The sequence below is a fragment of the Mesobacillus sp. genome, assembly GCF_057785455.1.
Window position 1 is genome coordinate 40,588 of the sequence record NZ_JBYNSB010000031.1, and the last position, 22,241, is coordinate 62,828.

Below are 22,241 nucleotides of genomic sequence, written 5' to 3' on the forward strand. Positions count from 1 at the left end.
AGGAAGCACGGGGACGTACCCTTTGCTTCTTTTTTAATCGTGAAATGGGAGCATGGGGACGTACCCTTTGCTTCTTTTTGATTAGAAGCAAGGGGTTTTTCCGAAACACCTCTGCCCCTTTACCCCTTTAAAGCACCGGGGGTCAGACCCCCGGCACTTTAAAGCGCTAAATAACCCCGCCCTATAAATCTATTCTTTTAAAAATAATTTCTGTAAAAATAGATTGTAATAATTAAAGAAACAATGGTATATACAATTGCGGTATAAAATGCAAAGGTTGGTGTGAGTTTTAATTTTTCAACTTCCATCTTGTACATAGTTTGGGACTGGACAATCATATTGTTATTCTGGGTAGTAAATCCACCTTTGGATGTGAAAAAACCTATTATCAATGCCGCTATGAGTCCCACAATAAACGAGTAGTCTATAAAGGCTGCATTTAGGTAAACAGATACTCCATAATTTAATCCCAATATGAAAACCAAAGTGATTACAATACTTAAAATTTTCCCCAAAACAAAACCCCCTTTCCTACTTATTACGTAAAAATTTGGAAAAGGTTTCGTTTTTAGCAACCTCGCCATTTTAATGCAGACTAAGCAGCTTACCCTAAAAAGCGGGAATCTCCCGTGCTACTGCTCCCTTAGTAAGGGAACTGCTCATCATATTTCTGTTTTGAAAAAGAAGCACGAGAAACGTCCTCATGCTTCATAGCAAAAATTCCTTTAACCTCGTTAAGTTTTCCTCCAGAAACAGAGCATTCTCCTCAATGCCACGGCGTTTACACCATCCAATGCTATTAAATGCATCTGTAAATCGGTAAAAAGGCAGGACAACTTCTAAATCAATTAAGGGTCTGATACTTTTATATCCTTCCTGATAGGACTTATTTAAGACAGGGTCGAAGCTCAAAAAGTCACGATACAGTTTGGTGAAATCGACTTCCGTTGAACCAAACCTGACACTTTCGAAGTCTATAACTCCGGACACTTTATCACCGTCCACAATGATATTAGCTGGGCGAAAATCCATATGTACAAAACTTGGTCCGTCTGGAGATGGCAGCTCATTTTTCATTTTCTCAAACTTTTCAATGGCTTGTTCGTATAACTGTGATTCCAAAATGACTTTCACATCTTCTGCAAAACTATTAAATTGCTGTTCAACAAATTCATTCCAATTCGCAAATTCATTTTGGATGCCCGTTAACACTTTCTCATCAGGCGGATGAATGGAATGCATCTCTGCATGAAGAACCCCCACTTGAAAGGCTACCGCCGGCGAAGCCTCCGGCGTTAACGGTTTCCCTTTTAAACCAGATAACAAAAACGCCCCAGGGCACTCATCATCCCCTGACCAGGAATCCAGCAATTCAGGAATGGCTAGCCTCCCTTTTAGAATTTCATAGGCCTCCAACTCCCGCTGGTACTTCAGGTTGGTATAGGGAATTTTCACAAAAACATTCTCCCCGTTAGACAAGGTACATTGATAGACAGTAGAGCTAAAAGAATCTTCAACCTCATTTTGTGATTGGACCTGCAAGCCAAATTGCCGAATGACACGATTTAACATGAAGCTGACTCCCCTTGGAAGCACAGGGACGTACCCTCTGCTTCTTCACAATATAGTTTTGAAACACAATATTTTCCTCTTTCCTCAAAACAGAAGCACAAGAAACGTCCCCGTGCTTCCACTACTCAACTGCAGAAGCACAGGAAGCGTCCCCATGCTTCAGACCAGGCGCCTTCCGATGTTTTGCAGCTTGTTCGAATGAATATGCTAGTTTGATTAATGTTCCTTCGCTAAAGGCCCCGCCGGCGAATGTGATTCCGAAGGGTCTGCCGCTCGCTGTATAGCCTGCAGGGACGGCAATGGATGGATAGCCTGCTTTCGCACAAATCGTAGAGCCGATGTAGGAAGGAAAAAGAATTGCATCAAGATTATTCTTTTTCATCGCATAATCAATCCCCTGTTCCTGGGAAAAATATAAATCTTCCAGCTTTGCTTTTAAATATTCTGGGTTGGACAAATTATTATCCGGCAGTCCCTCTCTATGTTCGAGCATGTTTTGGCCATATTTTAATGCTGTCTCTTCATTGTTTTTATTAAATTGGATTAATTCCGCAGCTGAATGCACTGGTAAATTTGCCGGCAATTTTGAGAGATAGTTCCCTAATGCATGTTTCATTTCATAAATAGGGACTCCCCAGCTCCATTTTCTTTTAAAAGAAGGAATTTCAATATTCTCTATTACTTCTGCCCCTTTACTTCGAACCACTTTAATGACATCGTTAAAAAGCATTGCATCATACTCGCCAGAATCCCTGTAATACTCTTCCGACGTTTCATGAAAAACACCAATTCTCGCACCGGAAAGACCTTCCGAATCCAAAAAGGCTGTATAGTCTTCGAGAGACAACCCTGGACTTTTATTCGTCGCAGGATCATCCTTATCAACACCAGTTAAAGCTCCTAACAAAATCGCCGCGTCGGCCACAGTCCTTGCCATTGGCCCTGGCGTATCTTGTGTATATGTAAAAGGAATCACTCCATTGCGGCTGATTAAGCCAACGGTCGGTTTAATTCCCACCACTGAGTTTTGAATTGCCGGACTAAGAATCGATGCATCTGTTTCAGTCCCTACGGCCAATACAGTAAAATTCGCAGCAACGGCCACAGCAGAACCTGAGCTGGACCCGCCAACAAACAACTCTCCCGATCCATATGGATTGAGCGTCTGTCCGCCCCTTGAGCTGTACCCTGCCCACATAGACGATGCCATACCGTTAGCCCACTCTGTCATATTTGTCTTGCCCATGATTACAGCTCCAGCTTCCCGAAGCTTCTTTACGAGAAAGGCGTCTTTCTCACTTATATGATTTTCCAATGCCAGGGCTCCTGCACTTGTATGCATTTTATCGTTCGTTTCAATATTGTCTTTCAGAAGCACTGGAATCCCGTGAAGCGGCCCCCGCACTCCCTTCGTTTTTCTTTCATGATCCAAGCCTTCCGCAATAAAAATCGCATCAGGGTTAATTTCCAGAACCGAGTTTATTTTAGGACCATCCTGATCAAACTTCGCAATCCTGTATAGGTAATACATGACCAATTCCTTCGAAGTTAACCTCCCCGTATCCATAGCCTCCCGGATTTCACGAATCGTTAACTCCTCTCTAAGCAACCCATTAAAGTTAAGCTCCATTACATACCTCACCAAATTCCCTTCATAAAAAAACCCCTGTATATTCCAAGAAATTCAACACAAAAGACCACTTCTCCTTCTTGTGGGGCACAGGTCGCTTGAAGCACGGGGACGTACCCTTTGCTTCTCTCCTGATCGGTTTTGCATACCCTATAAATAAGTTTCAATAAAAAATGGAAGCACAAGAAACGTCCCCGTGCTTCCACTCTGAAAACGGAAGCATGAGAAACGTCCCCGTGCTCCTGCTATGGCATCAATTGTTGGATCATTTTTCTTTTCGCATAGAAGTATGCTCCAACCTGGATGCTGCTGTAAATTCCCGCGATGAGGATGAAATGTCGCAGCATATCCGGATTCTTTGATATCCCGCCGACATCGGTTGACAGGATGACGATGTAGATGAAGGCCAGGACGGTGCCGATCAGTGTCGGGCTGAAGAATATTGTCCGTAATTCTTTGGCTATATTCGCTTTAACTTCCCTGGAGGTGACGCCGATTTTGTACAGCTTCCTGTATTTCGCCTTCTCAACATCAATTTCTGCGAAAAGGTTGAGATACAAAAGCACAAAGGTGCCGATGAAGAACATGATGCTCAGGAAAGTGATGACGAAAAACATGAGCCCGGCTGTATTTCTGTTTTTATGGTAATCCTCTATTTTCGATTGGACGCGAAAAACCTCTTGCTCATCGGCAAACTGGGCATGTAGTTCATCCATCGGCGCAGCTGCCTGGTTTGCTTTTTCAAATTTCGCCTTCAGGAGTTCGACTGCCTCTCCACTCGTTTTCCAATCCTTGAAATTGATTAAGTGCAGTTCGGATTCAAATCCATCCCATCCGCTTCTGATCAGCTCAAACTCTTTCTCATTCACAACAACAAATTCATGTGCATTGGGCAATAAGTTGATATGCCGTTCAACTACCGTGTCCTTAAGGGTATACACAGTCTCCTTATTGCCACTCGAAAACACTAAGCTCTTTGCTGGTTCAGGGCTGCTGTATTCCGGGTCTGCATTTACATAAAAGAGAAATTCCCCATCATCCAATCCTCGATCCTGCGAAGCCAGCTTATTGAAATCCCCCACCGACATAAACGCAAAACTCTCATAGCCATCCATATACTCAAATTTTTTATAGTGATAAAAAACCGCTATTTCCTGATGCTCCTTCATGTCCAGCTCCGCATTCAACTCTGCAGCAGAAATAACATTTTTCGTTTCTGTCTGAAAAAAAGCCACATCATACGGATTATTAGCTGCCGCATCTTTTTCCGACGCCTTATAGAAGGTCAACAGCAAGGTGCTGTAAAAAATCGTGACCATGATCATGACTGCGACAAGCATGATCATCGATGTCAGCTGCTTGAATTTGTAGTCAAGTCCCGAAAGGAACAGCAGCCTGCGGTAATATACGCCCGGCATCCTTTTTAGCAGGCTGATCAAGAAACTGGTGAACTGATTCAGCGTGATGAACAAGCCGATCAGCATCATCATCGTCCAGAGCGGCAGCAAACCCCCGGCTGTTTCTGAATAGGTAAAATAAAGAATCAGGATCGGCCCGACCATGACCAGCAACCCCAAAGCTCCAATGATCGGACTTCGTAATTTTATCGACTCAGCAAAGCGGTTGCTTCTCATGCTGGAGATCAGGCTGCTTCTCAGCGTCTGGAAAAGCGACTTCCCGACTGCCAGGATAAAAACAGCCAAAAACGCACTCACAGAGCTGATGAACATTTTACTGTTTAACTCGAACGGAATTTCCTCCTGAAGGCCAACACGGTTCATCAGCAGCATGAAAAAGAGTCTGGAAAAAATTGAGCCCGCAAGCAATCCCGTCAAAATCGAAGAAAGAGCAATCACACCATTTTCAAACAGGAGCAATTTGCTGATATCCCGTTTCGACATACCTAATGTCATGAACAGGCCGAATTCATTCCGTCTCCGCTTCATAAAAACATTGTGTGCGTAGCTGATGAAAAAAACCGTGAAGATGATCAGGGCAGCACCCGGAATGGATAAAGCATCCTGAATTCCGTCCAGCTTTTTCCCCTGCTCAATTCGGCCATTGAAATAAACCGTTGCAAACATAAAGAAAAACATCACAGCAAAGCTGTTGCAAAGATAATAGAAGATGTACTTCTTGTATCCGGCCTTCGCCATCTTCCAGACAACTTGGTTAAATGTCATAGGTCCGGCCTCCGAGGACGGCAAGGTGAGCCATAATCTGATTCAGGAATTCCTTTTTAGTGCCTTTTTTCACAATGCTTGAATGGATGACTCCGTCCTTGATAAAAACGACCTTATGGCAATAGCTGGCCGCAAAAACATCATGAGTGACGAGCAGGACAGTTGTCGCAAGCTCGTTCACAATTTTTTCAAAGCATTCCATGATCACCGCTGAAGATTTGGAATCCAGATTCCCAGTCGGTTCATCGGCAAAAATGATCTCAGGCTCATTCACCAATGCCCTGCCAACCGAGGTACGCTGCTGCTGTCCGCCTGAAATGGCATAAGGATATTTATCTAAAATCGTCTCAATTTCAAAGAGCTTCGCCAGGCTTTGGACCTTCGTTTCCATATCGGCCGCCGTTTTCTTTTCGAGCACCATTGGCAAAATCATATTTTCTTTCACCGTCAAGCTATCCAGCAAATTGAATTCCTGAAAAACAAAACCAAGCTGCTGGCGCCGGAACAGCGCAAGCGCATCACCCTTCATCTCGCTTATTTCCTTGCCCGCTATCATCACCCTGCCTGAAGTGGCCTGGTCAATCCCGCTCAGAACATTAAGCAAAGTCGTTTTGCCGCTGCCCGACGGCCCCATGATGGCGATTAATTCCCCTTCATTGACGGAAAGACTTACACCGTTCAACGCCTTGGTTGAACCTTCCCCGCTTGACCCGCCATAAACTTTCACGATATTTTTAGCATCCAAAATCACGATCGTTCCCCTCCTTTTCAACTACCTCAATGGTAAAATACAACCAAAAGTCCAACCATCGATAACGCTAAAAAATACCTTACAGTTTTGTAAGGTATCTTAGGATTTATTTCCCCTCAGCCATTTGATCGTGACAGCTGTGCCTTCGTCCAACACCGATTTTATTGTGATCTCCGCACCAAGAATATCGGCGATTTTTTTACTTAAGTAAAGCCCGATACCAGAAGAGTTTGGATAGTTCCTCCCATTTTCACCTGTAAAAAACGGCTGGAAGACTCGTTCTAAATCGTATGCCGGCATGCCAACGCCTTCATCAATGATGTCTAAAAGAACATGCTCATCAGTTTGCACAATCCGGAAGATCAGCCTTTTGTTGCCAGCTTTCAAACCGGAGTATTTAATTGCGTTTGAGAAGATTTGATTGATTAAAAACTCATTCCATTTTGGATCCGTGATGATAAAAACTTCCTCTCCCTCGAATTCAATCGATGGAAAAATTGATTGATAGATCAGTTCTTTTTTTCTCGTATTAATCAATTTTCGCAGAGATAAAATCAAGTCTACAGACTTCACTTCAAAATCGTTCTCAGGACTATCCATGCGGATCATCGTCAATCCTTGTTCAATCGAAGTATGCAGCCGCTTATTCTCCTGCAGTATCTTCTCCAGCGCATCCGTCTTTTCCTCTTTATTGATGATCAATTCAATCACCGATACAGGCGTTTTCAAGTGATGCATCCAGTGGGACAAGAAATACAGCCGCTCCTTACTCCGCTCCTTCAAATCATTGTATCGACCGGCATGTTCCTCCACCAGCTTGTTCAGCAAGCGCTCATACGCCCTCTGCTCAACCGTATGCGGCCTCAGCTCAGCAGGCTGATCCATTAATTGCCGCGCAATCGCCATGTTCATCGGGTAATAACGAAGCCAGTCCACAACTAAATAAAACGCCAGCAAAAAAAGCCCAATCACCATCGGATAAAAAAACTCCGTATCCCCCGGCACACTAAGATAAAAAAACAACAAAACACAAGCCATGTTCAACAAATAGAACAAAATAAAGAGAAACCGATCCCTCAAAAAACCCAACAACAACACCCTCAACATAAAAACCTCCACGAAGCACGGGGACGGATCCAGTGCTTCTTTTTCAGCCAGGAAGCATGGTACTCCCGCTCCCAGAAAGCAGGGGGACGTACCCTGTGCTTCCATTTCAGTAAAATTACTAACCTACTAGAATAAATGACTATCAAAAATGGAAGCAGAAGATACGTCCCCGTGCTCCCCCTATAATAAGTGACTATCAAAAAGGAAGCAGAAGATACGTCTCCATGCTTCACTCCTCAGCATATTCAAGCATATACCCTACTCCTCTTTTGCTTTTGATCAGGTCCTTCATTCCCAGCTCTGCAAGCGTCTGCCTGATCCGGGTAATATTAACCGTCAGTGTATTATCATCGACGAAAGTGAGCGAATCCCACACTTCTTCAATCAGTTCTTCCCTCGAGACAAAGGAGCCATGATTCTCCATCAGCTTTTTCATCAGCTTGTATTCATTTTTGGATAGTTCTGCTTTTTTGCCTCTATATCCTAATGATAGATTCTTATCGTCCAGAACGAGCGGTCCGACAGAGGTCAATTTTTCTTCCTTGGCGGCATATTCTCCATAAACCCTGCGGATGGTTGCCTTTACTTTCGACTGCAGCATATCAAACGTGAACGGCTTCGTTATGTAGTCATCTGCTCCGAGCTCAATCGCCATGATTTGGTCCATCTCCTGGCTGCGTGCAGAAATCATCAGGATGGGGACATTGGATACCTGGCGAAAACTCCGGCACAAATAATAGCCATCATAATAAGGCAGATTAATATCCAATAAAACTATATCCGGATCCGCTTCTCTAAATTCTTCTACTATATTCGCAAACTGCTTCGGCACCGTCACGGAATACCCATACCGCTCCAAATTTTCCTTCATCAGCCCACTCAACTGCAGATCATCCTCAATAAGCATTACTCTATACACCAACAAGACTTCCTTTCTTTGAAGCAGAGGGACGTACCCTTTGCTTCTATCGCGCCATTGTCTCTCGCAAACTCTTTTTAAAATGGAAGCACTAGGTACGTCCCCGTGTTAACTATCATTCAGATTCTTTCCTGCTAAATTCATAGACTTTAAAGTCTCCATTATTCGAAGAGTGCCTTAAAATATTGCCATCTTTAGGAATACCTCTAAAATAAGAACCAATACATCCTGTTGTACACCTATGTCCAGATAATAGGATATTCAATTCCCTATCACCGTAGTTATCTTCAAGCCCACTCATAAAACTAAACACTCTTTCAACAAATCGGCTGGTGTCTTCCACTCCCTTATAAACGCTTGAATCAGGTACCACGCCATCCATTTTCACTTCATTGATTTTCAGCCTGTCTGCTTCACCTAAATCAAAAACATCAAGCCTCGGGTCGATAATAGCCTTCATCCCTGTGGCTATTTCAGCTGTTTGGACAGCTCTTTCTTGCGGGGAGGAAAACACATAATCAAATCTAATGCCATTGAACTTTTCTTTTAGATTCTCCCCTTGCTCAATTCCTGTTTCATTCAGCGGCAGACCTGATCGCCCCTGCATTCTTCGGTCCTTATTTAAATCTGTTTCACCATGCCGGATTACATAGATCATCGCAGCCTCCATATCCTTGTTAAAAGAAATAAAGAAATCAATATCGTAATCAAACCTGAGATAAAAAAACCAATAGCATATTGAGGAATATCCGCTTCCGGTACGCGATCATTGATTTCCAGGCCTAAAAAGTATACTCCAATCCCATCACCATCGACATTGGTTCCAAGAGACCATAACTCTAATCCATGTTTGAACATAAATAAAGCAATGAAAGTTAAAACAATTAATCCAAGCCATTTATAGGCTGCAGCCATCTTCCATCCCTCCTGCCTTCAATCCGCCACTTTAATAGGAACAAGATCAACAAATAAAAACCGATCCCTCTTAGTAAAATAATCTGGTGTTATCCTCTGTTCTCCCAATTCGTATTCAATCGGAAACTTAAAGTTCGGCCCGTCGAATACAAAGGTGTGGAACTCTCCATTCTCGCCGCAAATATCATATTCTTCTCTTGGATATTCCTTAATAAACTCCGAATCATACACTCTGCCAGCGAAGCTTTTATCCAATTTATCCATATCAATACATGTCAGCACCGTCCTAAATCCAAGGTCGATGAATTCCCGGCTAATCTCCTCAACCGGCCGATCCCAAAGGGGAAAGAGTGGCGTAATCCCTGTTCCTTCAAGCATTTTCACCCGGTAGTCCCGAACATCCTGCAGATGAATATCCCCAAATACCATATGTGTAACACCATCAGCCTTCATGTCCGCAACTGCCTTGCCCATCAACTCCTGATACTTAGCATCCGGACAATCCTGAGGAATCCAAACCTCCCTCAATTGAATTCCCAGAGACTCCGACTGCTGCTTCAGCAATTCATGCCGGACTCCATGGATCGATACCCTGCCAAACCCTTCGGTAAGGGTTACCAACAATGAATCCACCTCATATCCAGGCTGATTTTGAATTTTATATAAAGCAAGAGTAGAATCCTTGCCGCCGCTAAATGCAATTACCGTCTTCATATTGCCCTCCCCCGCTGGAAGCACAGGGACGTACCCAGTGCTTCCTCTCCTATGGTTCAGCTCCTATTATCTTCTGCTTCTATTAAAACAGAAGCAGAAGAAGCGTCCCCATGCTTCGCTGCTTGAACAATTTGTTTTTCACCATTTTTCTCGAATATCTTATATTTGCGCATCCCGATTTTTTCCGCTACCTTCTGTGAAGCGATATTTTTAATAGTGGTGTATGAAAAAATCTCGGGATACTTCATCACCTCAAACGCGTATTGCTTACAGGCAAGCGATGCTTCTGTGGCATATCCTTTATGCCAATAATCCTTTATGATATGGAACCCAATCTCTGGAACCACTTCATCCTCAATCCGCTGCATGGTGATGCCGCAGTCCCCAATGAATTGCTCTCCACTTTTTAAAATCACGGCCCATAATCCATGCCCATATCGTTTATAATTATCGAGATTCCAGCGGATCCATTCTTCCACCTTTTCATGACTAAACGGCTCAGGGTAAAATTGCATCGATTCCGGGTCGGAAAGGACCTTCGCCAGCTCCGGTGCATCCTCCAAAACCAGTTCCCTCAAATACAGCCTTTCGGTTTCAATAATTTTCATTTAAGGCCACCCCTGCAATTAGTGGTTGGTTTCATAAATCACTCTTACTCTTTTTAAGTCTGTAAAATGACTTATCATGTTCACTTCATAAATCGAGCTGCCCCGTCTATTCAAGAAATTCAACAAAAAAGGCCGTTAATCCTTCTTGGATCACCGGCACCTTTACATGTTACAGAAGAAATATGCTTCTTTTATATCTAATTCAAAGAATCACTAATCCATCCCGCCCTCATGCATTACAATTTGTTATCCTCCACATTTATGACCACATTTCCCTTCTTATGTCCTAATTCAACATATCGGTGGGCCTCAATCACCTCTTCGAATCCATACGATCGATCAATAACGACTTTCAGCTTCCCCGTCTCAACAAGTTCTTTGAGAAAGTGCAGAGCTTCCGGAGTTTCTGGCGAATTCCGGCTCAATATCAATTTCTTTTTGCTTGTTATATTCGCCCATAGCATTTCAAGACTAGGTAATGGTTCCGTGATATTTATATAGACGCCGTCCCTTTTTAACGATTTCATACAAGCTGCAAACGAACTCTTGTTTACCGCTTCAAAAATCACATCATAAGTTTCCCCTGATCGGGAAAAATCCTCTGATGTGTAATCGATAACCTTGTCAGCCCCAAGAGATTTTACCATGTCCACATTTGCGGTACTGCATACACCGGTAACTTCAGCACCTAAGTACTTGGCAATCTGTACGGCATAGCTTCCAACGCTTCCCGAGGCACCATAGACTAGAATTTTCTGGCCTTTCTGGACACTGGCTTTTTCCAGAAAAAATAACGCCGTTCTCGCTCCAATTGGAATAGCAGCGGCTTCTGCATAAGTAATATTGGATGGTTTAATTGATACGGGACCATCTTCCGGCAGACATTTATACTCTGCATAAGCACCAAAACCAGCTAGGGATGCTGCAAACACCTGGTCACCCGTCTTGAACCTTTTTACGTTATTCCCAACTGCCTCGACTTCGCCCGCTAACTCCATACCCAATATCTCTCTTTTCGGCTGCCTGAAACCTAGAGTTAATCGGGCAGGCAGCCAGAAAGCAGGTGGCACAGTAAAACTCCGCGAACGAATATCTGCTGCTGTAACGGTTGTCGCTTTAATTTTTATCAAAATTTCATTGTCCTTTGGAGCAGGTTTAGGCACCTCCTTCAGCTGAAGAACATCAGGGGAACCGTATCTCGTGTACACAATCGCCTTCATTTAACCTCCTCCATTTCGTTATATTCCTTAATATCATACGAACCCTGGAGATAAATAGAACAGAAGCACGGGGACGTTCCTTTTGCTTCTATTCCATATTAAAACACGTTGGAAGCGCGAGATACGTCCCTTTGCATAAAAAAAATGCCGCCCTTGAATGGCAGCACAATCACGCATGTTCTTACTCTCCTAGCCAGCGTTCCACTTTTTCGATGAAATCTGGTTCCTTCCAGGTTAACACGGCCTGCATGTCTCCTAGCTTTTCCACCTGATGTTGAAAAAATAAATCTCCCAAATAGTATCCCAGCCTGCTATGGCCAAATTTATTACCGCCATTGATCGAGAACCACTCACGGAAGATTGCCGCAGCGGTCTCTAAAGCATAATCCTTTGCAAATTCCATTTTTATTATCTGCGTATTTGCTTCAGCAAAGTCCAGCCAATCGTCCCCTTCATCGCTAAAAGAAAAATAGACATGCGGCTTTAAGTCCTGAGCAATCATTCTGGAAAAATGAGTCGCCGCGCCCTCCTGGTTCAGCCAGATAAGCGGGTTGCCCCACTTCATTTTTGCCCAATCCATCCCAGCCGCGTTTGAAAGGATATTTTGAGCGGCATGCCCAAACTCGTGTGCCACAATTGCTTGTAAATGTTCCGGCACAGGCGACAATTTTTCCAAAGCAAATGTAATATTAGGAACGATTTGCCGATGGTTGAAAGCATTCGAGCCAAAACCGCCAACAATCAGGTTGATCTCAATCGGGAAGGTAACTTTATATCTCTTAAAGTATTCATCCGTGACTTCCTTAATAATTGGAACGATATTTTCATGGACTTGACTGATGGCCTGCAAAGCCTCCCGATATTTCGCCAGCGATTGCCGGTGCCTCTCCTCCGTATCTTTGCAGTGATATGCAAAATACTCCTTAAATACATCCTGGTATTGAGCATAATAGCCTCTAAGAAAATCCACCGAAGACCGATAGTTTTCCATGAAATAAGGAATTGTATCAATGATTTTCATAATATCTCCTTCGGAAGCACAGGGGCGCTTCCTTTGCCTCTAATGTGGGATTCATAGCTTAAAATTCACAATTTAAAGTGAAAAATTAACAATTTAAAGCGGAAGCATGTCCCATTGCTCTCACCCCAAAATTTGCGGAAGCACGAGATACGTCCCCTTGCTTCCACGAAAAGCGGGGCTTGCTTCAGTATTCAAATTCACTTTTTAAAATGCTCATCCTTACCCGATCCACAAACTCCCCATTTCTTAACCGATCCTGTCTTAAAACTCCTTCATCGATATAACCCATTCTTTTATAGGATTTAATTGCTTTGTCGTTATCGATTTCTACCCTAAGCCAAATCTTATTAAGACCTAGTTCGTTGAAACCAAAGGAAAGCATTTCCCTCATGGCAGACAAGCCGTACCCTTTGCCCCAATAGTTTTTATCCCCAATGGCAATGCCCAGCTCAGCATGTAAATTTAATCGGTCGATATTCTTCAAGTCGACCCAGCCAATATGATTTCCGTCCTCAGCGATAATCGCCTTTTGTTCATATCCATTTGAACGGCCAATGCACATCGAAATCCATTTTCTCGTTTCATCTATTGTAAAAGGTGGATACTTGTCAGGCATATTCAAATGCTTCGTTACCTCTCTGTCTAAACACCATTTGTAACGATCATCTGCATCCTCTAGCTTTAAATCCCTTAAATCGACTTTAGGCAGCTTTTTAACTTCCATTTCTTCACCTTATTCCAGAAATATTATTACCTTTACAGTTCCATAAATTGGTCATATGTTCCTTCTCTTTTTCATAAAAAAAGCCGCCCGTTCCGACAGAATGGCAACCTGCCAACTGTAAGTCACTACTCAATACTCTTTCAAAAAATACCTTTGATTCCTTCGTTAGTTAAATCTCATTTTAATCGAAGTTATTTTATGAGCTGAAAGAAAATAGTACTTGACCAAACTACATAATATTTTTGAAAATGAACACTTTATTTAGGAGAGGTGATTATGGTGAAGGATAAGACAATATTGCATTTGATTACGACACTCGGTATTATCGGGAGCTTATTTTTTTTATTGCGAAGGCGCGGTGAGCCAAAAGACTGGTTCCTTATATTTTTATTTAAAACTTTAATTTCCACTTTGCTTGACGGCCCAGTTGTAAAGAGGAAATACGTGGAATACCCAATCCGATATTTCCCCAAATTATTTGATTCTAATATAGTATTCCTCTATGTTTTATTTCCTTTATCATGTGTCATGTATAATCAATTTACATATAAAATGAAGCCTATTAGCACCTTTTTCAGTGTTTTTCTTTTTAGTTTACCAATGACTCTCTTAGAGGGCTGGCTTGAAAAAAATACTCGATTAGTGAGATATCACAAGGGCTGGAATGGCTATTACACATTTTTCATTCTCTCATTCACCTTTACGATTGTAAGAATATTTATTGAAGGAATACGATTATTAGATAAAAAGAGAAGCAGAGCACAAAACCTTCCGGCTAACAATATGATATACGATCAAGATTTTTAACATTTCAATATACCTAAACAAACGCCCGCTCTGTCCATTTTGACAAAGCGGGCGCTTTACTTAAGAAATAAGACGTTTACTCGAATAGGCAATCAAATCTAGATTTTGCATTTGGAATTAAATATTTTCAACCTGCTTAAGAGTCACTTAGTACTAATTTTATAAAAGCGGAAGCACAAAACTACATCGTCCTCAATGGCCCTCTCACTTTTTCATACAAATACTGCACTCCATACATTAAATACGCTTTATAGTGCAGATAGAAAAAGAATTGGACATGACTCAGCTTATTCAGGCTGATGATTTTCAATTTTTTCAGAACATCAATGAAAAAGAACGCAAACAGTCCATCCGCAATCACATTAAGCATGACAAACTTCGGAAAATTCCCATATGAAATTTTCAGCAGCCACATCGAAAGAGGCATGTATGGACCAATACTAAACGGCAGTTCATCCTTAAAAAAAGATGGCCGTTTATCATAGAACTTCCACCATTTCCGCTTATGTCCGTACAAATGGTTAACGATTTCAAAAATCACTACGAACACGCCAGAAAAAGCATAGCGCCTGAAACTTCGTTTACCAATGAATAACAATGTCAGCCACGGAAAAATGATGATAGATAGATTGAATAGTAAATGCCTCTTAGTTATCATAAACGATCTCACCTCAACTGCTTTTTGGAACTCTATATTAAAGTATCCAAAATCAAGAAAAAAAACCGTTTATTTCTTAAGAAGCACAGGGACGTACCCAGCGCTTCCCTTCCCATAATGGAGTCCACCTTTAAGCCTCAATAAAAATGGAAGCATGAGATACGTCCCCATGCTCCCTACCCTGAAACCTCAGCGGTAAATGGCCTGATGTCTTGCTCCATATGTTTTGGCAAGATAATTTTTATTGTGGTTCCTTCACCTTGCTTGCTTTCTATATCAATGCTGCCCTGATGGAGGTCGATGATCCGCTTACAGGTGATCAGCCCGAGCCCTGTCCCTTTTTCTTTTGTTGAATAGAACGGCTCAAACAGCCTCTTATGCCTGCTTTCAGAGATGCCGCAGCCCTTATCCTTAATAATAATCATAATGGTATTTAAACTGACTTCCTCCAGGGCCACAGCAATGTGGTGTCCGCTATTATCTGTCGCTTCAATCGCATTTTGCAAAAGATTGATCAGCACTTGTTTGATCTGATTGGAATCACAAACCACAATCATTTCTTTATCAAAACGAAAATCGACCTTAATGCTCTTTAAAATCGCCTGCGGCTCCATAAACTGGATGCAATGCTGCATAAGCTTACTCAGATTGACTGGCTGAAAGTTCACATTCTCATACGGCTTAGATATGAACATAAATTCGTTAACGATGCTATTGATCCGATCCATTTCCTCCAGCATGATATCAAGGTATTGCCTTAACTGCGGAGTTTCCACACTTTCCTTTACGATTTTCGCAAATCCCTTAATTGAAGTAAGCGGATTCCGGATCTCATGCGCAATGCCTGCCGCGAGCTCCCCCACCATGGAGAGCTTCTCCATTTGCTGTATCTGCCGTTCCCTTTCTTTTTCCCTAGTGATATCAATGGCAGTACCAATAACCTCTACAGTCTGGGAACCTCTCCGGGTCGCGTGCAGGATGGCTAGATAATGCACACCGCCAAAGCTTCCTTCATAATTCACATTATCCCCATTCCAGGCTTTTTCATAAAAAGCTTCCTTTCGGATCGCCTGCTCTGGAGGAAGAAAATCCATCAATGATTTTCCTTTAACACATTCAGGTGTAAGTCCCAATTTCTCAATCAATTTACCTTCGATAAAAGTATGAATGAATTGCCCATCCTTTTTCACGAACTTAAAAATAAAGCCGCTTTCTCTTGGAATAAATTGTTCGTAGTCAACCCGCTTCCCTTGTTCATTCATATGGAAAACACCCTTAGTAAAAAAATTAGTATACTACTAATTCTTTGCAAGTCGCCAAATTCCTTTCCAGAACGACAGCTTTAGAAATAAAAAAAGTGCATAGGCAAATGCCTATACACACAGGGACGTACCCTCTGCTTCTTTTTCAGATGGGTTTTTGTTCCAATTTAAAATGGAAGCACTAGATACGTCCCCCTGCTTCCCCGCGCTTCAATCGGAAGCAGCAGGTACGTCCCCTTGCTCCTAGATGATTTCTCTTCCGCTCTGGCCGAGGGCGAAGTGGATGCCGTGCTGGAGGGTCTGGAAGCAGTCGAATCGGGATAGATTAATGGCTGATTGAGTGATTTGGATCCCGAGTTCGGCTGATATTCCGACCAGGATGGTTGTTGTCCCAATCAGGGATGCGGCTGTGGCAATTTTCTCGATCATGCTGACGGTATGAGCCCCTAGGTTCTGATCCAAGCCGGTCAAATCCAGCACGAGATAGTTCGCCTTATACGCTGGCAGATTATTGAGCGTGTTCACCACGAGCTTATCTCCCCGGTCTTCATCATACGCCCCAATCAGCGGCACGACGACAATCCCTTCAAGCACAGGGATAATCGGAGAGGACAGCTTCTCAATAAGCTCCTTCAATTCGCTGGTTTTCTCATCAGCCAGCTTTTCCAGCTGCTGTATTTGCTGCTCTTCCTCCTTCTTGGCAAGCTCCCGAATATTTTGGGAGACTGTCACCTCAGAAGGGTAATATTCGACAATACTGTATTCATGCCCCTCAACTTGATCCTGCACAACTCGATACCAAATGTTCGTGCCAAACAGACCGCTGATGACTCCTGCGAAATGCGCCGGAATAAAATTCGTACCCTTCCTTTTCCCCTGCGCGATATTGATTTTCGTTTCCCAACTGTCTCTAAGCTCCATTTTCGCTGACTTATCCTCAAAACAGAAGTCCCTGACCGTCACTTTTCCCCAGCCCGCAGCTGCATACATATTCGCGAGCATTTTAGCAGCTTCTTCTGCCTTGACATGCTTCATTTCCTCAAAATATTCACCAATCACGATCCCCTGGCGAAACCCGGTCGCTTCAAACACAACGTTTGACGCTTCTTCACCCGAAATTTCTTCAATCGTATCGAAAAAATCCTTCATCGCCGTACCAATCCAGAATAGGACGACATCCCCGCCATCAAATTGCAATTGGCCTTTGTCCAGGTCCCACTGGATATCGATATCACCTATTCGAACAGACTTAGTCTCTTCCATAGTCTTTCCCCCATACTCACTTAAAACAGATATGTAAATATTCTTTGTAAAATATTGAATTTATATAAACAAAAAGTTTTTTAGACAGCATAAACCAATATCTTTTACCCTTTGCCGAAACAGATTAAACACTTTCGGAAAAATCTTTCCTAAAAAAATAAAAGGCTGCCTGCCAAAAAACATTGGAAAGCAGCCTTATATTTATTTATTTTCGCCGGTCATTTCCATGACTTTCGCTTTTACTTCTTCTATATTGCGCATTTTATTGTCCCAGCACTTCTGGCTGAGGTCAACCGGGTATTCCTCGGGATTCAGCATGCGTGTATATTCCTCCCACAGCACCCCAAGACAATATTTAGAATGGGATCTGATTTCATCCAGGCTCGGCTGAGTATACACAAGCTTCCCTTCTTTAAAGATGTCATGATGCAGTTCCCTCGCATCGAAATTCGTGACGAATTTGCTGATGAAGGTGTGGACCGGATGGAACATCTTCAGGCGCTTTTCCGCCTGCGGGTTTTCATCCTCAAGCGTGATGTAGTCACCTTCAGAGCGATTATTGCTTTTGTTAATAATTCGGTAAACCCTTTTAATGCCAGGCGTTGTGACCTTTTCCGGGTTGGAAGAAATCTTGATTGTATCCTCCATCGTGCCGTCTGCTCTCTCAATCGAAACAAGCTTATATACCGCACCAAGCGCAGCCTGGTCATAGGCTGTGATCAGCTTCGTGCCAACTCCCCAGGTATCGATTTTAGCACCCTGGGCTTTCAGGTTCATAATCGTGTACTCGTCAAGGTCGCTCGATGCCACAATTTTAGCATCCTTAAATCCTGCCTCATCCAGCATGCGGCGCGCTTCCTTGGATAGATAAGCAAGGTCACCGCTGTCGAGGCGGATGCCGATAAAATTGATCTTATCGCCGAACTCTTTAGCAACGCGAATCGCATTTGGGACCCCCGACCTCAAGGTATCATACGTATCAACAAGGAAAACACAGTCCTTGTGCGTCTCTGCGTATTTTTTAAAAGCAAGATAATCATCCTTGTACGCTTGGACCATCGAGTGTGCATGCGTTCCTGAAATCGGAATGCCGAACAGCTTGCCGGCACGGACATTGCTTGTCGCATCAAAGCCTCCGATGTATGCCGCCCGAGTCCCCCAGAGCGCTGCATCCATTTCATGCGCCCGGCGAGATCCAAATTCCATCGCGATTTCATCCTTCACAACCTGCTTGATCCGTGATGCCTTTGTGGCAATGAGCGTCTGGTAGTTCACGATATTTAAAAGAGCAGTCTCAACCAGCTGCGCCTCTGCAAGCGGAGCATCGACCCGAATCAGCGGCTGATTGGCAAAGACAATCTCACCCTCCTGCATCGCACGGATCGTTCCGGTAAAACGAAGCTCCTTCAAAAACGCAAGGAACTCCTCATCATACTTCTCTTCCTCACGTAAATATTGAATGTCGTCCTCGGTAAAACCAAAATTCTCAATATAGCTGATGATTTTTTCCAGCCCAGCGAAAATCGCATAGCCATTGCCAAAGGGAAGCTTACGGAAAAATAAATCAAAAACCGCGCGGCGATTATGGACGCCGTCCCGCCAGTAAGTTTCCATCATATTGATTTGATATAAATCCGTATGCAGCATCAAGCTGTCATCATTAAATTTCGTGCTCATCCAAAAACCTCCAAGTTTCCTGCCATTGTCGTTCCTGTTCATGATTACTTCACCTCTGCGCCGATCGAGCTTTCGAAATGGCGAAGCGACCATTCATGGCCGACAGGGTCAAATGAAGCAACTGCCTCCTTATACACAATAACCTTAAATCCTTTATTATAAGCATCCACCGCAGTGTGCAGGACGCAAATATCGGTGCAAACCCCGACTAGATGCACTTCCTTAATGCCACGCTCACGCAATTTTATTTCAAGGTCCGTACCGGCAAAAGCTGAATACCTCGTTTTATCGATGTAATTCACATGATCCAGATGCTTATTTTCCTCAAATACCGCCTGAAGGCTGCCGTACAAATCCCTTCCCTTTGTGCCGCGGATATTATGAGGCGGGTACAGCTTCGTTTCCGGGTGGAACTCATCACCCTCATCATGGACATCAATCGCAAAAACCACATAATCGCCATTCTTGATGAAGTCCTGCGTAATGCCAACCAGCTTCTCTTCAATCTGCTGTCCCGGCTCACCGCAAGTCAGCGCCCCGTCATCCGCCACAAAATCATACGTATAGTCGATATTGATTAACGCCTTCCCCATTATGTATCCACACCCTTCATAATATTATCTTGCCTGATATCTCTTATTTTCTTCCATTTATGTTTTGCAGGCAAATTTTACACATTAATAATATGTTTTTAACCATTGTGGACAGACTAAATTCTTTCTTAAAGATAATTCAGGCTTTATTAGGCAGAGGGTGCCTGCTGCCAGGCCTTTAAAGCCTTTTAAATTACCTCCATCACTGATTTGCACCAGCTACTGTGGCATCTGCCCCTTATTTACCTCCGCCTCTGGTCTTCACATGAAGCTAGGCACTAGAAAAACTATAGATTACCTCCACTACCTGGTTTCCACGTGCTGCAAGGCATCCAGAAGCCCTCTAGTTTACCTCCACATCCGGTTTCCACCTGCTGCAAGGCATCCAGTAGCCCTTTAGTTTACCTCCACATCCGGTTTCCACCTGCTACCAGGCAACTAGAAGCCCTTTAGTTTACTTCTACCACCGTTTTCCAACTGCTGCCAGGCAACTAGAAGCCAAATTAGTTGCTCCATTTCCGCCTCAAACAATTTATCCCATGCCGGCTGTCAAAATTATTCACTTTTTAATCAAAAAAACCGCCCCAAAACGGAGCGGCTTTAACACGTTATTCTGCTTTAAAATTCAATTCAAGGTTTTCCGGCCGGTCTTCCGGCCTGATTTCATTCAGCGGCACGAAGACTTCGATGTGCCTGAACAGGTTCTCGAATTCCGCTGGCAGGTTTCCGCCATATTCTCCATCGAGGTTCAGCTGGACATGTTCCTTTGCATGCACCTTGATCCGGTTCGCCTGTGTATAGATGACGTTTGGATCATGGATGTGCTCACCGCGGACAGCGAGTGAAGCAATCCTGATAAAATCGGCAAGGTTTGTCTTTTTCAGAATCAGCAGCGAGAACAGACCGTCATTGATCGAAGAATTTGGAGCCAGTTTCTCGAAGCCGCCGACTGAATTCGTCAGGCCGACAAGGAACATCATCGCTTCGCCTTCAAACAGCTTTCCGTCATACTCGATGCTCACTTCGGAAGCCCGGATGGACGGAAGCATTTCCATTCCTTTTAAATAATAAGCGAGCTGGCCAAGGACGGTTTTCAGCTTGCTTGGAACTTCATAGGTCAGCTCCGTCAGCCTGCCGCCGCCAGCGATATTTATAAAATATTTATCATTGATCCTGCCAACATCCACCGGAATCGTTTCCCCTCTTACAATGATGTCAACCGCCGCATCGATATCGCGCGGAATATGGAGCGCACGAGCAAAGTCATTCGTGGTTCCAACAGGGATGACTCCCACCTTCGGACGGTAATCCTGCTCGGCAATTCCATTGACTACCTCATTAATCGTGCCATCTCCGCCCGCAGCAATCACAAGATCATAACGGCGCTCAACAGCAATCCGTGCCGCCTTCGTAGCGTCGCCTTCCCCCGTTGTCGCATGGCAGGATGTCTCATATCCAGCTTTCTCAAGCTTTTCCAAAACTTCCGCAAGGCTCTTCTTGAAAATTTCACGCCCTGAGGTTGGATTATAAATTATTCTTGCTCTTTTCATACCCATCATCCTACTTAATATGGTTTTAAATTCCATCATTTTACATCATAGCCCAAAACTTTCAGCCAGGCAATTATCCAGATGAATATCTTCACCGGATATATCATAAACCACTTTCTCGCATTTTGCCAAAGGGAAACGGCCTAATATTAAAGAATATATATTGCTAACTATTCTATTTTTCTAAAAATGCTTCCATTCACACCATTTCTTTTTTACAATAACACAGAGAGATTAATTACATAATTTGGAAACCCCTCCAGGTTTGTCTGCTAAGAAATTAGACGTTCAATCCTCACAAAAGGTTTCCGATTTTAACTGAATTACATCTGTGATCTCTGAATAAAATCTATTAACGAGAAAAAAGGGTGATTCTATGACCTGGTTGATTCTATTCGCTTCCTACTTGATCGGATCGATTCCGACGGCTTTACTGGTCGGGAAGTACTTTTTCAATGTCGATATAAGGGACCACGGCAGCAAAAATCCGGGTGCCACCAACACGTTAAGGGTAATGGGCAAGCGGGCGGCCATCACCGTCCTGCTGATCGATGTCGCGAAAGGGATGCTTGCGGCGTCACTGCCACTGCTCCTGGAGGTACCGGTCAATCCGCTCTACACAGGATTGATTGCTGTCATCGGCCATTGCTTCCCGATTTTTGCCGGTTTCCGCGGCGGAAAAGCGATCGCGACAACGGCGGGCGCGCTGATCATCGTCGATCTAGGCATGTTTTTAGCCGTCTACCTGACCTTCTTTACCGTCATTTTCGTGACAAAATATGTGTTCATGGGTTCAATTTCAGTTGGTTTCACCATGCTCTTATATTCATTCTTCCATGCGGAAAAATATGAACCGATCTTATTTGTCTTATTCATTTTATTATTGTTTTTCCTGCATCGTTCTAACATAATAAGTTTTTTGGATCGAACGGAACCTAAAATCAATGACAAAAAGGTCAAGAAGGATCGGATTCCGCCAAAAAGAGTCTATTAAATTATGTTTTACTGCCAGGGACTTTTGTCTCTGGCTTTTCCTATTTTAAATATTTCAATAAAGCAAATTACTA

General features: G+C 43.3%; 22 protein-coding genes. 2 read left to right on the plus strand and 20 right to left on the minus strand.

The window, feature by feature from the left end; translation table 11 throughout:
* Positions 1 to 197: 197 nt before the first annotated feature.
* From AC3EBE_RS12180 to AC3EBE_RS12245, 14 genes are all read right to left on the minus strand, one after another.
* On the minus strand, positions 198 to 515 hold the full coding sequence (locus AC3EBE_RS12180) for a hypothetical protein (RefSeq protein ID WP_488595302.1): 318 nt from the start codon (positions 513 to 515) through the stop codon (positions 198 to 200).
* Between the two features lie 193 nt (positions 516 to 708).
* Positions 709 to 1,572 (minus strand): aminoglycoside phosphotransferase family protein, encoded by an 864-nt coding sequence (locus tag AC3EBE_RS12185; RefSeq protein ID WP_488595303.1) that lies wholly within the window; start codon positions 1,570 to 1,572, stop codon positions 709 to 711.
* Positions 1,573 to 1,693: 121 nt separating this feature from the next.
* A complete protein-coding gene (locus AC3EBE_RS12190; protein ID WP_488595304.1) occupies positions 1,694 to 3,202 on the minus strand; it encodes an amidase family protein in 1,509 nt (502 codons plus the stop codon).
* 245 nt (positions 3,203 to 3,447) lie between these two features.
* The gene (locus AC3EBE_RS12195) at positions 3,448 to 5,385 is read right to left on the minus strand and encodes an FtsX-like permease family protein (protein WP_488595305.1); all 1,938 of its coding nucleotides are present in this window, start codon (positions 5,383 to 5,385) and stop codon (positions 3,448 to 3,450) included.
* Positions 5,375 to 6,139, minus strand: a complete 765-nt coding sequence (locus AC3EBE_RS12200; RefSeq protein WP_488595374.1) for an ABC transporter ATP-binding protein — start codon at positions 6,137 to 6,139, stop codon at positions 5,375 to 5,377. The genes AC3EBE_RS12195 and AC3EBE_RS12200 overlap by 11 nt, the downstream gene beginning before the upstream one ends.
* A gap of 96 nt (positions 6,140 to 6,235) precedes the next feature.
* A complete protein-coding gene (locus AC3EBE_RS12205) occupies positions 6,236 to 7,111 on the minus strand; it encodes a sensor histidine kinase (RefSeq protein WP_488595306.1) in 876 nt (291 codons plus the stop codon).
* Positions 7,112 to 7,472: 361 nt separating this feature from the next.
* Entirely contained in the window at positions 7,473 to 8,162 is a 690-nt protein-coding gene (locus AC3EBE_RS12210) for a response regulator transcription factor (RefSeq protein ID WP_488595307.1), read from the minus strand.
* Between the two features lie 115 nt (positions 8,163 to 8,277).
* Complete coding sequence (locus AC3EBE_RS12215) at positions 8,278 to 8,820, minus strand: histidine phosphatase family protein (RefSeq protein ID WP_488595308.1); 543 nt, start codon at positions 8,818 to 8,820, stop codon at positions 8,278 to 8,280.
* Positions 8,817 to 9,077 carry a hypothetical protein gene (locus AC3EBE_RS12220; RefSeq protein ID WP_488595309.1) on the minus strand — a complete coding sequence of 87 codons (261 nt, stop codon included), beginning with the start codon at positions 9,075 to 9,077 and terminating at the stop codon, positions 8,817 to 8,819. The genes AC3EBE_RS12215 and AC3EBE_RS12220 overlap by 4 nt, the downstream gene beginning before the upstream one ends.
* A gap of 18 nt (positions 9,078 to 9,095) precedes the next feature.
* Positions 9,096 to 9,791: a Dph6-related ATP pyrophosphatase gene (locus tag AC3EBE_RS12225; RefSeq protein WP_488595310.1), complete on the minus strand. Its 696-nt coding sequence runs from the start codon at positions 9,789 to 9,791 to the stop codon at positions 9,096 to 9,098.
* A 56-nt stretch (positions 9,792 to 9,847) separates the two neighbouring features.
* Positions 9,848 to 10,399 (minus strand): GNAT family N-acetyltransferase, encoded by a 552-nt coding sequence (locus tag AC3EBE_RS12230; protein WP_488595312.1) that lies wholly within the window; start codon positions 10,397 to 10,399, stop codon positions 9,848 to 9,850.
* A 236-nt stretch (positions 10,400 to 10,635) separates the two neighbouring features.
* Positions 10,636 to 11,619 carry an NAD(P)-dependent alcohol dehydrogenase gene (locus tag AC3EBE_RS12235; RefSeq protein WP_488595313.1) on the minus strand — a complete coding sequence of 328 codons (984 nt, stop codon included), beginning with the start codon at positions 11,617 to 11,619 and terminating at the stop codon, positions 10,636 to 10,638.
* A 181-nt stretch (positions 11,620 to 11,800) separates the two neighbouring features.
* On the minus strand, positions 11,801 to 12,640 hold the full coding sequence (locus tag AC3EBE_RS12240) for a M48 family metalloprotease (RefSeq protein WP_488595314.1): 840 nt from the start codon (positions 12,638 to 12,640) through the stop codon (positions 11,801 to 11,803).
* A gap of 184 nt (positions 12,641 to 12,824) precedes the next feature.
* Positions 12,825 to 13,364 carry a GNAT family N-acetyltransferase gene (locus AC3EBE_RS12245; RefSeq protein WP_488595315.1) on the minus strand — a complete coding sequence of 180 codons (540 nt, stop codon included), beginning with the start codon at positions 13,362 to 13,364 and terminating at the stop codon, positions 12,825 to 12,827.
* A 276-nt stretch (positions 13,365 to 13,640) separates the two neighbouring features.
* Between AC3EBE_RS12245 and AC3EBE_RS12250 the strand changes: the two genes are divergently transcribed.
* A complete protein-coding gene (locus AC3EBE_RS12250) occupies positions 13,641 to 14,171 on the plus strand; it encodes a CBO0543 family protein (protein ID WP_488595316.1) in 531 nt (176 codons plus the stop codon).
* Between the two features lie 181 nt (positions 14,172 to 14,352).
* Here AC3EBE_RS12250 and AC3EBE_RS12255 read toward each other — a convergent pair whose 3' ends face one another.
* From AC3EBE_RS12255 to AC3EBE_RS12280, 6 genes are all read right to left on the minus strand, one after another.
* Complete coding sequence (locus AC3EBE_RS12255; protein WP_488595317.1) at positions 14,353 to 14,829, minus strand: hypothetical protein; 477 nt, start codon at positions 14,827 to 14,829, stop codon at positions 14,353 to 14,355.
* A 176-nt stretch (positions 14,830 to 15,005) separates the two neighbouring features.
* Positions 15,006 to 16,091 carry an ATP-binding protein gene (locus AC3EBE_RS12260; RefSeq protein WP_488595318.1) on the minus strand — a complete coding sequence of 362 codons (1,086 nt, stop codon included), beginning with the start codon at positions 16,089 to 16,091 and terminating at the stop codon, positions 15,006 to 15,008.
* Positions 16,092 to 16,334: 243 nt separating this feature from the next.
* Positions 16,335 to 17,354, minus strand: a complete 1,020-nt coding sequence (locus AC3EBE_RS12265; protein ID WP_488595319.1) for an STAS domain-containing protein — start codon at positions 17,352 to 17,354, stop codon at positions 16,335 to 16,337.
* Positions 17,355 to 17,555: 201 nt separating this feature from the next.
* The gene (locus AC3EBE_RS12270; protein WP_488595320.1) at positions 17,556 to 19,031 is read right to left on the minus strand and encodes a nicotinate phosphoribosyltransferase; all 1,476 of its coding nucleotides are present in this window, start codon (positions 19,029 to 19,031) and stop codon (positions 17,556 to 17,558) included.
* A 44-nt stretch (positions 19,032 to 19,075) separates the two neighbouring features.
* Complete coding sequence (locus tag AC3EBE_RS12275; RefSeq protein WP_488595321.1) at positions 19,076 to 19,624, minus strand: cysteine hydrolase family protein; 549 nt, start codon at positions 19,622 to 19,624, stop codon at positions 19,076 to 19,078.
* A gap of 608 nt (positions 19,625 to 20,232) precedes the next feature.
* Complete coding sequence (locus tag AC3EBE_RS12280; protein WP_488595322.1) at positions 20,233 to 21,174, minus strand: diacylglycerol kinase; 942 nt, start codon at positions 21,172 to 21,174, stop codon at positions 20,233 to 20,235.
* A 376-nt stretch (positions 21,175 to 21,550) separates the two neighbouring features.
* Between AC3EBE_RS12280 and plsY the strand changes: the two genes are divergently transcribed.
* Positions 21,551 to 22,168 carry a glycerol-3-phosphate 1-O-acyltransferase PlsY gene (gene plsY, locus AC3EBE_RS12285; RefSeq protein ID WP_488595323.1) on the plus strand — a complete coding sequence of 206 codons (618 nt, stop codon included), beginning with the start codon at positions 21,551 to 21,553 and terminating at the stop codon, positions 22,166 to 22,168.
* Positions 22,169 to 22,241: the final 73 nt, after the last annotated feature.

Bases quoted from the DNA above. Each gene is read 5' to 3' on its own strand.
- AC3EBE_RS12185 (WP_488595303.1), bottom strand. From the start codon at position 1,572: ATGTTAAATCGTGTCATTCGGCAATTTGGCTTGCAGGTCCAATCACAA.
- AC3EBE_RS12190 (WP_488595304.1), bottom strand. From the start codon at position 3,202: ATGGAGCTTAACTTTAATGGGTTGCTTAGAGAGGAGTTAACGATTCGT.
- AC3EBE_RS12195 (WP_488595305.1), bottom strand. From the start codon at position 5,385: ATGACATTTAACCAAGTTGTCTGGAAGATGGCGAAGGCCGGATACAAG.
- AC3EBE_RS12205 (WP_488595306.1), bottom strand. From the start codon at position 7,111: ATGGTGATTGGGCTTTTTTTGCTGGCGTTTTATTTAGTTGTGGACTGG.
- AC3EBE_RS12215 (WP_488595308.1), bottom strand. From the start codon at position 8,820: ATGATCTATGTAATCCGGCATGGTGAAACAGATTTAAATAAGGACCGA.
- AC3EBE_RS12220 (WP_488595309.1), bottom strand. From the start codon at position 9,077: ATGGCTGCAGCCTATAAATGGCTTGGATTAATTGTTTTAACTTTCATT.
- AC3EBE_RS12225 (WP_488595310.1), bottom strand. From the start codon at position 9,791: ATGAAGACGGTAATTGCATTTAGCGGCGGCAAGGATTCTACTCTTGCT.
- AC3EBE_RS12230 (WP_488595312.1), bottom strand. From the start codon at position 10,399: ATGAAAATTATTGAAACCGAAAGGCTGTATTTGAGGGAACTGGTTTTG.
- AC3EBE_RS12235 (WP_488595313.1), bottom strand. From the start codon at position 11,619: ATGAAGGCGATTGTGTACACGAGATACGGTTCCCCTGATGTTCTTCAG.
- AC3EBE_RS12240 (WP_488595314.1), bottom strand. From the start codon at position 12,640: ATGAAAATCATTGATACAATTCCTTATTTCATGGAAAACTATCGGTCT.
- AC3EBE_RS12245 (WP_488595315.1), bottom strand. From the start codon at position 13,364: ATGGAAGTTAAAAAGCTGCCTAAAGTCGATTTAAGGGATTTAAAGCTA.
- AC3EBE_RS12250 (WP_488595316.1), top strand. From the start codon at position 13,641: ATGGTGAAGGATAAGACAATATTGCATTTGATTACGACACTCGGTATT.
- AC3EBE_RS12255 (WP_488595317.1), bottom strand. From the start codon at position 14,829: ATGATAACTAAGAGGCATTTACTATTCAATCTATCTATCATCATTTTT.
- AC3EBE_RS12260 (WP_488595318.1), bottom strand. From the start codon at position 16,091: ATGAATGAACAAGGGAAGCGGGTTGACTACGAACAATTTATTCCAAGA.
- AC3EBE_RS12265 (WP_488595319.1), bottom strand. From the start codon at position 17,354: ATGGAAGAGACTAAGTCTGTTCGAATAGGTGATATCGATATCCAGTGG.
- AC3EBE_RS12270 (WP_488595320.1), bottom strand. From the start codon at position 19,031: ATGAGCACGAAATTTAATGATGACAGCTTGATGCTGCATACGGATTTA.
- AC3EBE_RS12275 (WP_488595321.1), bottom strand. From the start codon at position 19,624: ATGGGGAAGGCGTTAATCAATATCGACTATACGTATGATTTTGTGGCG.
- AC3EBE_RS12280 (WP_488595322.1), bottom strand. From the start codon at position 21,174: ATGAAAAGAGCAAGAATAATTTATAATCCAACCTCAGGGCGTGAAATT.
- plsY (WP_488595323.1), top strand. From the start codon at position 21,551: ATGACCTGGTTGATTCTATTCGCTTCCTACTTGATCGGATCGATTCCG.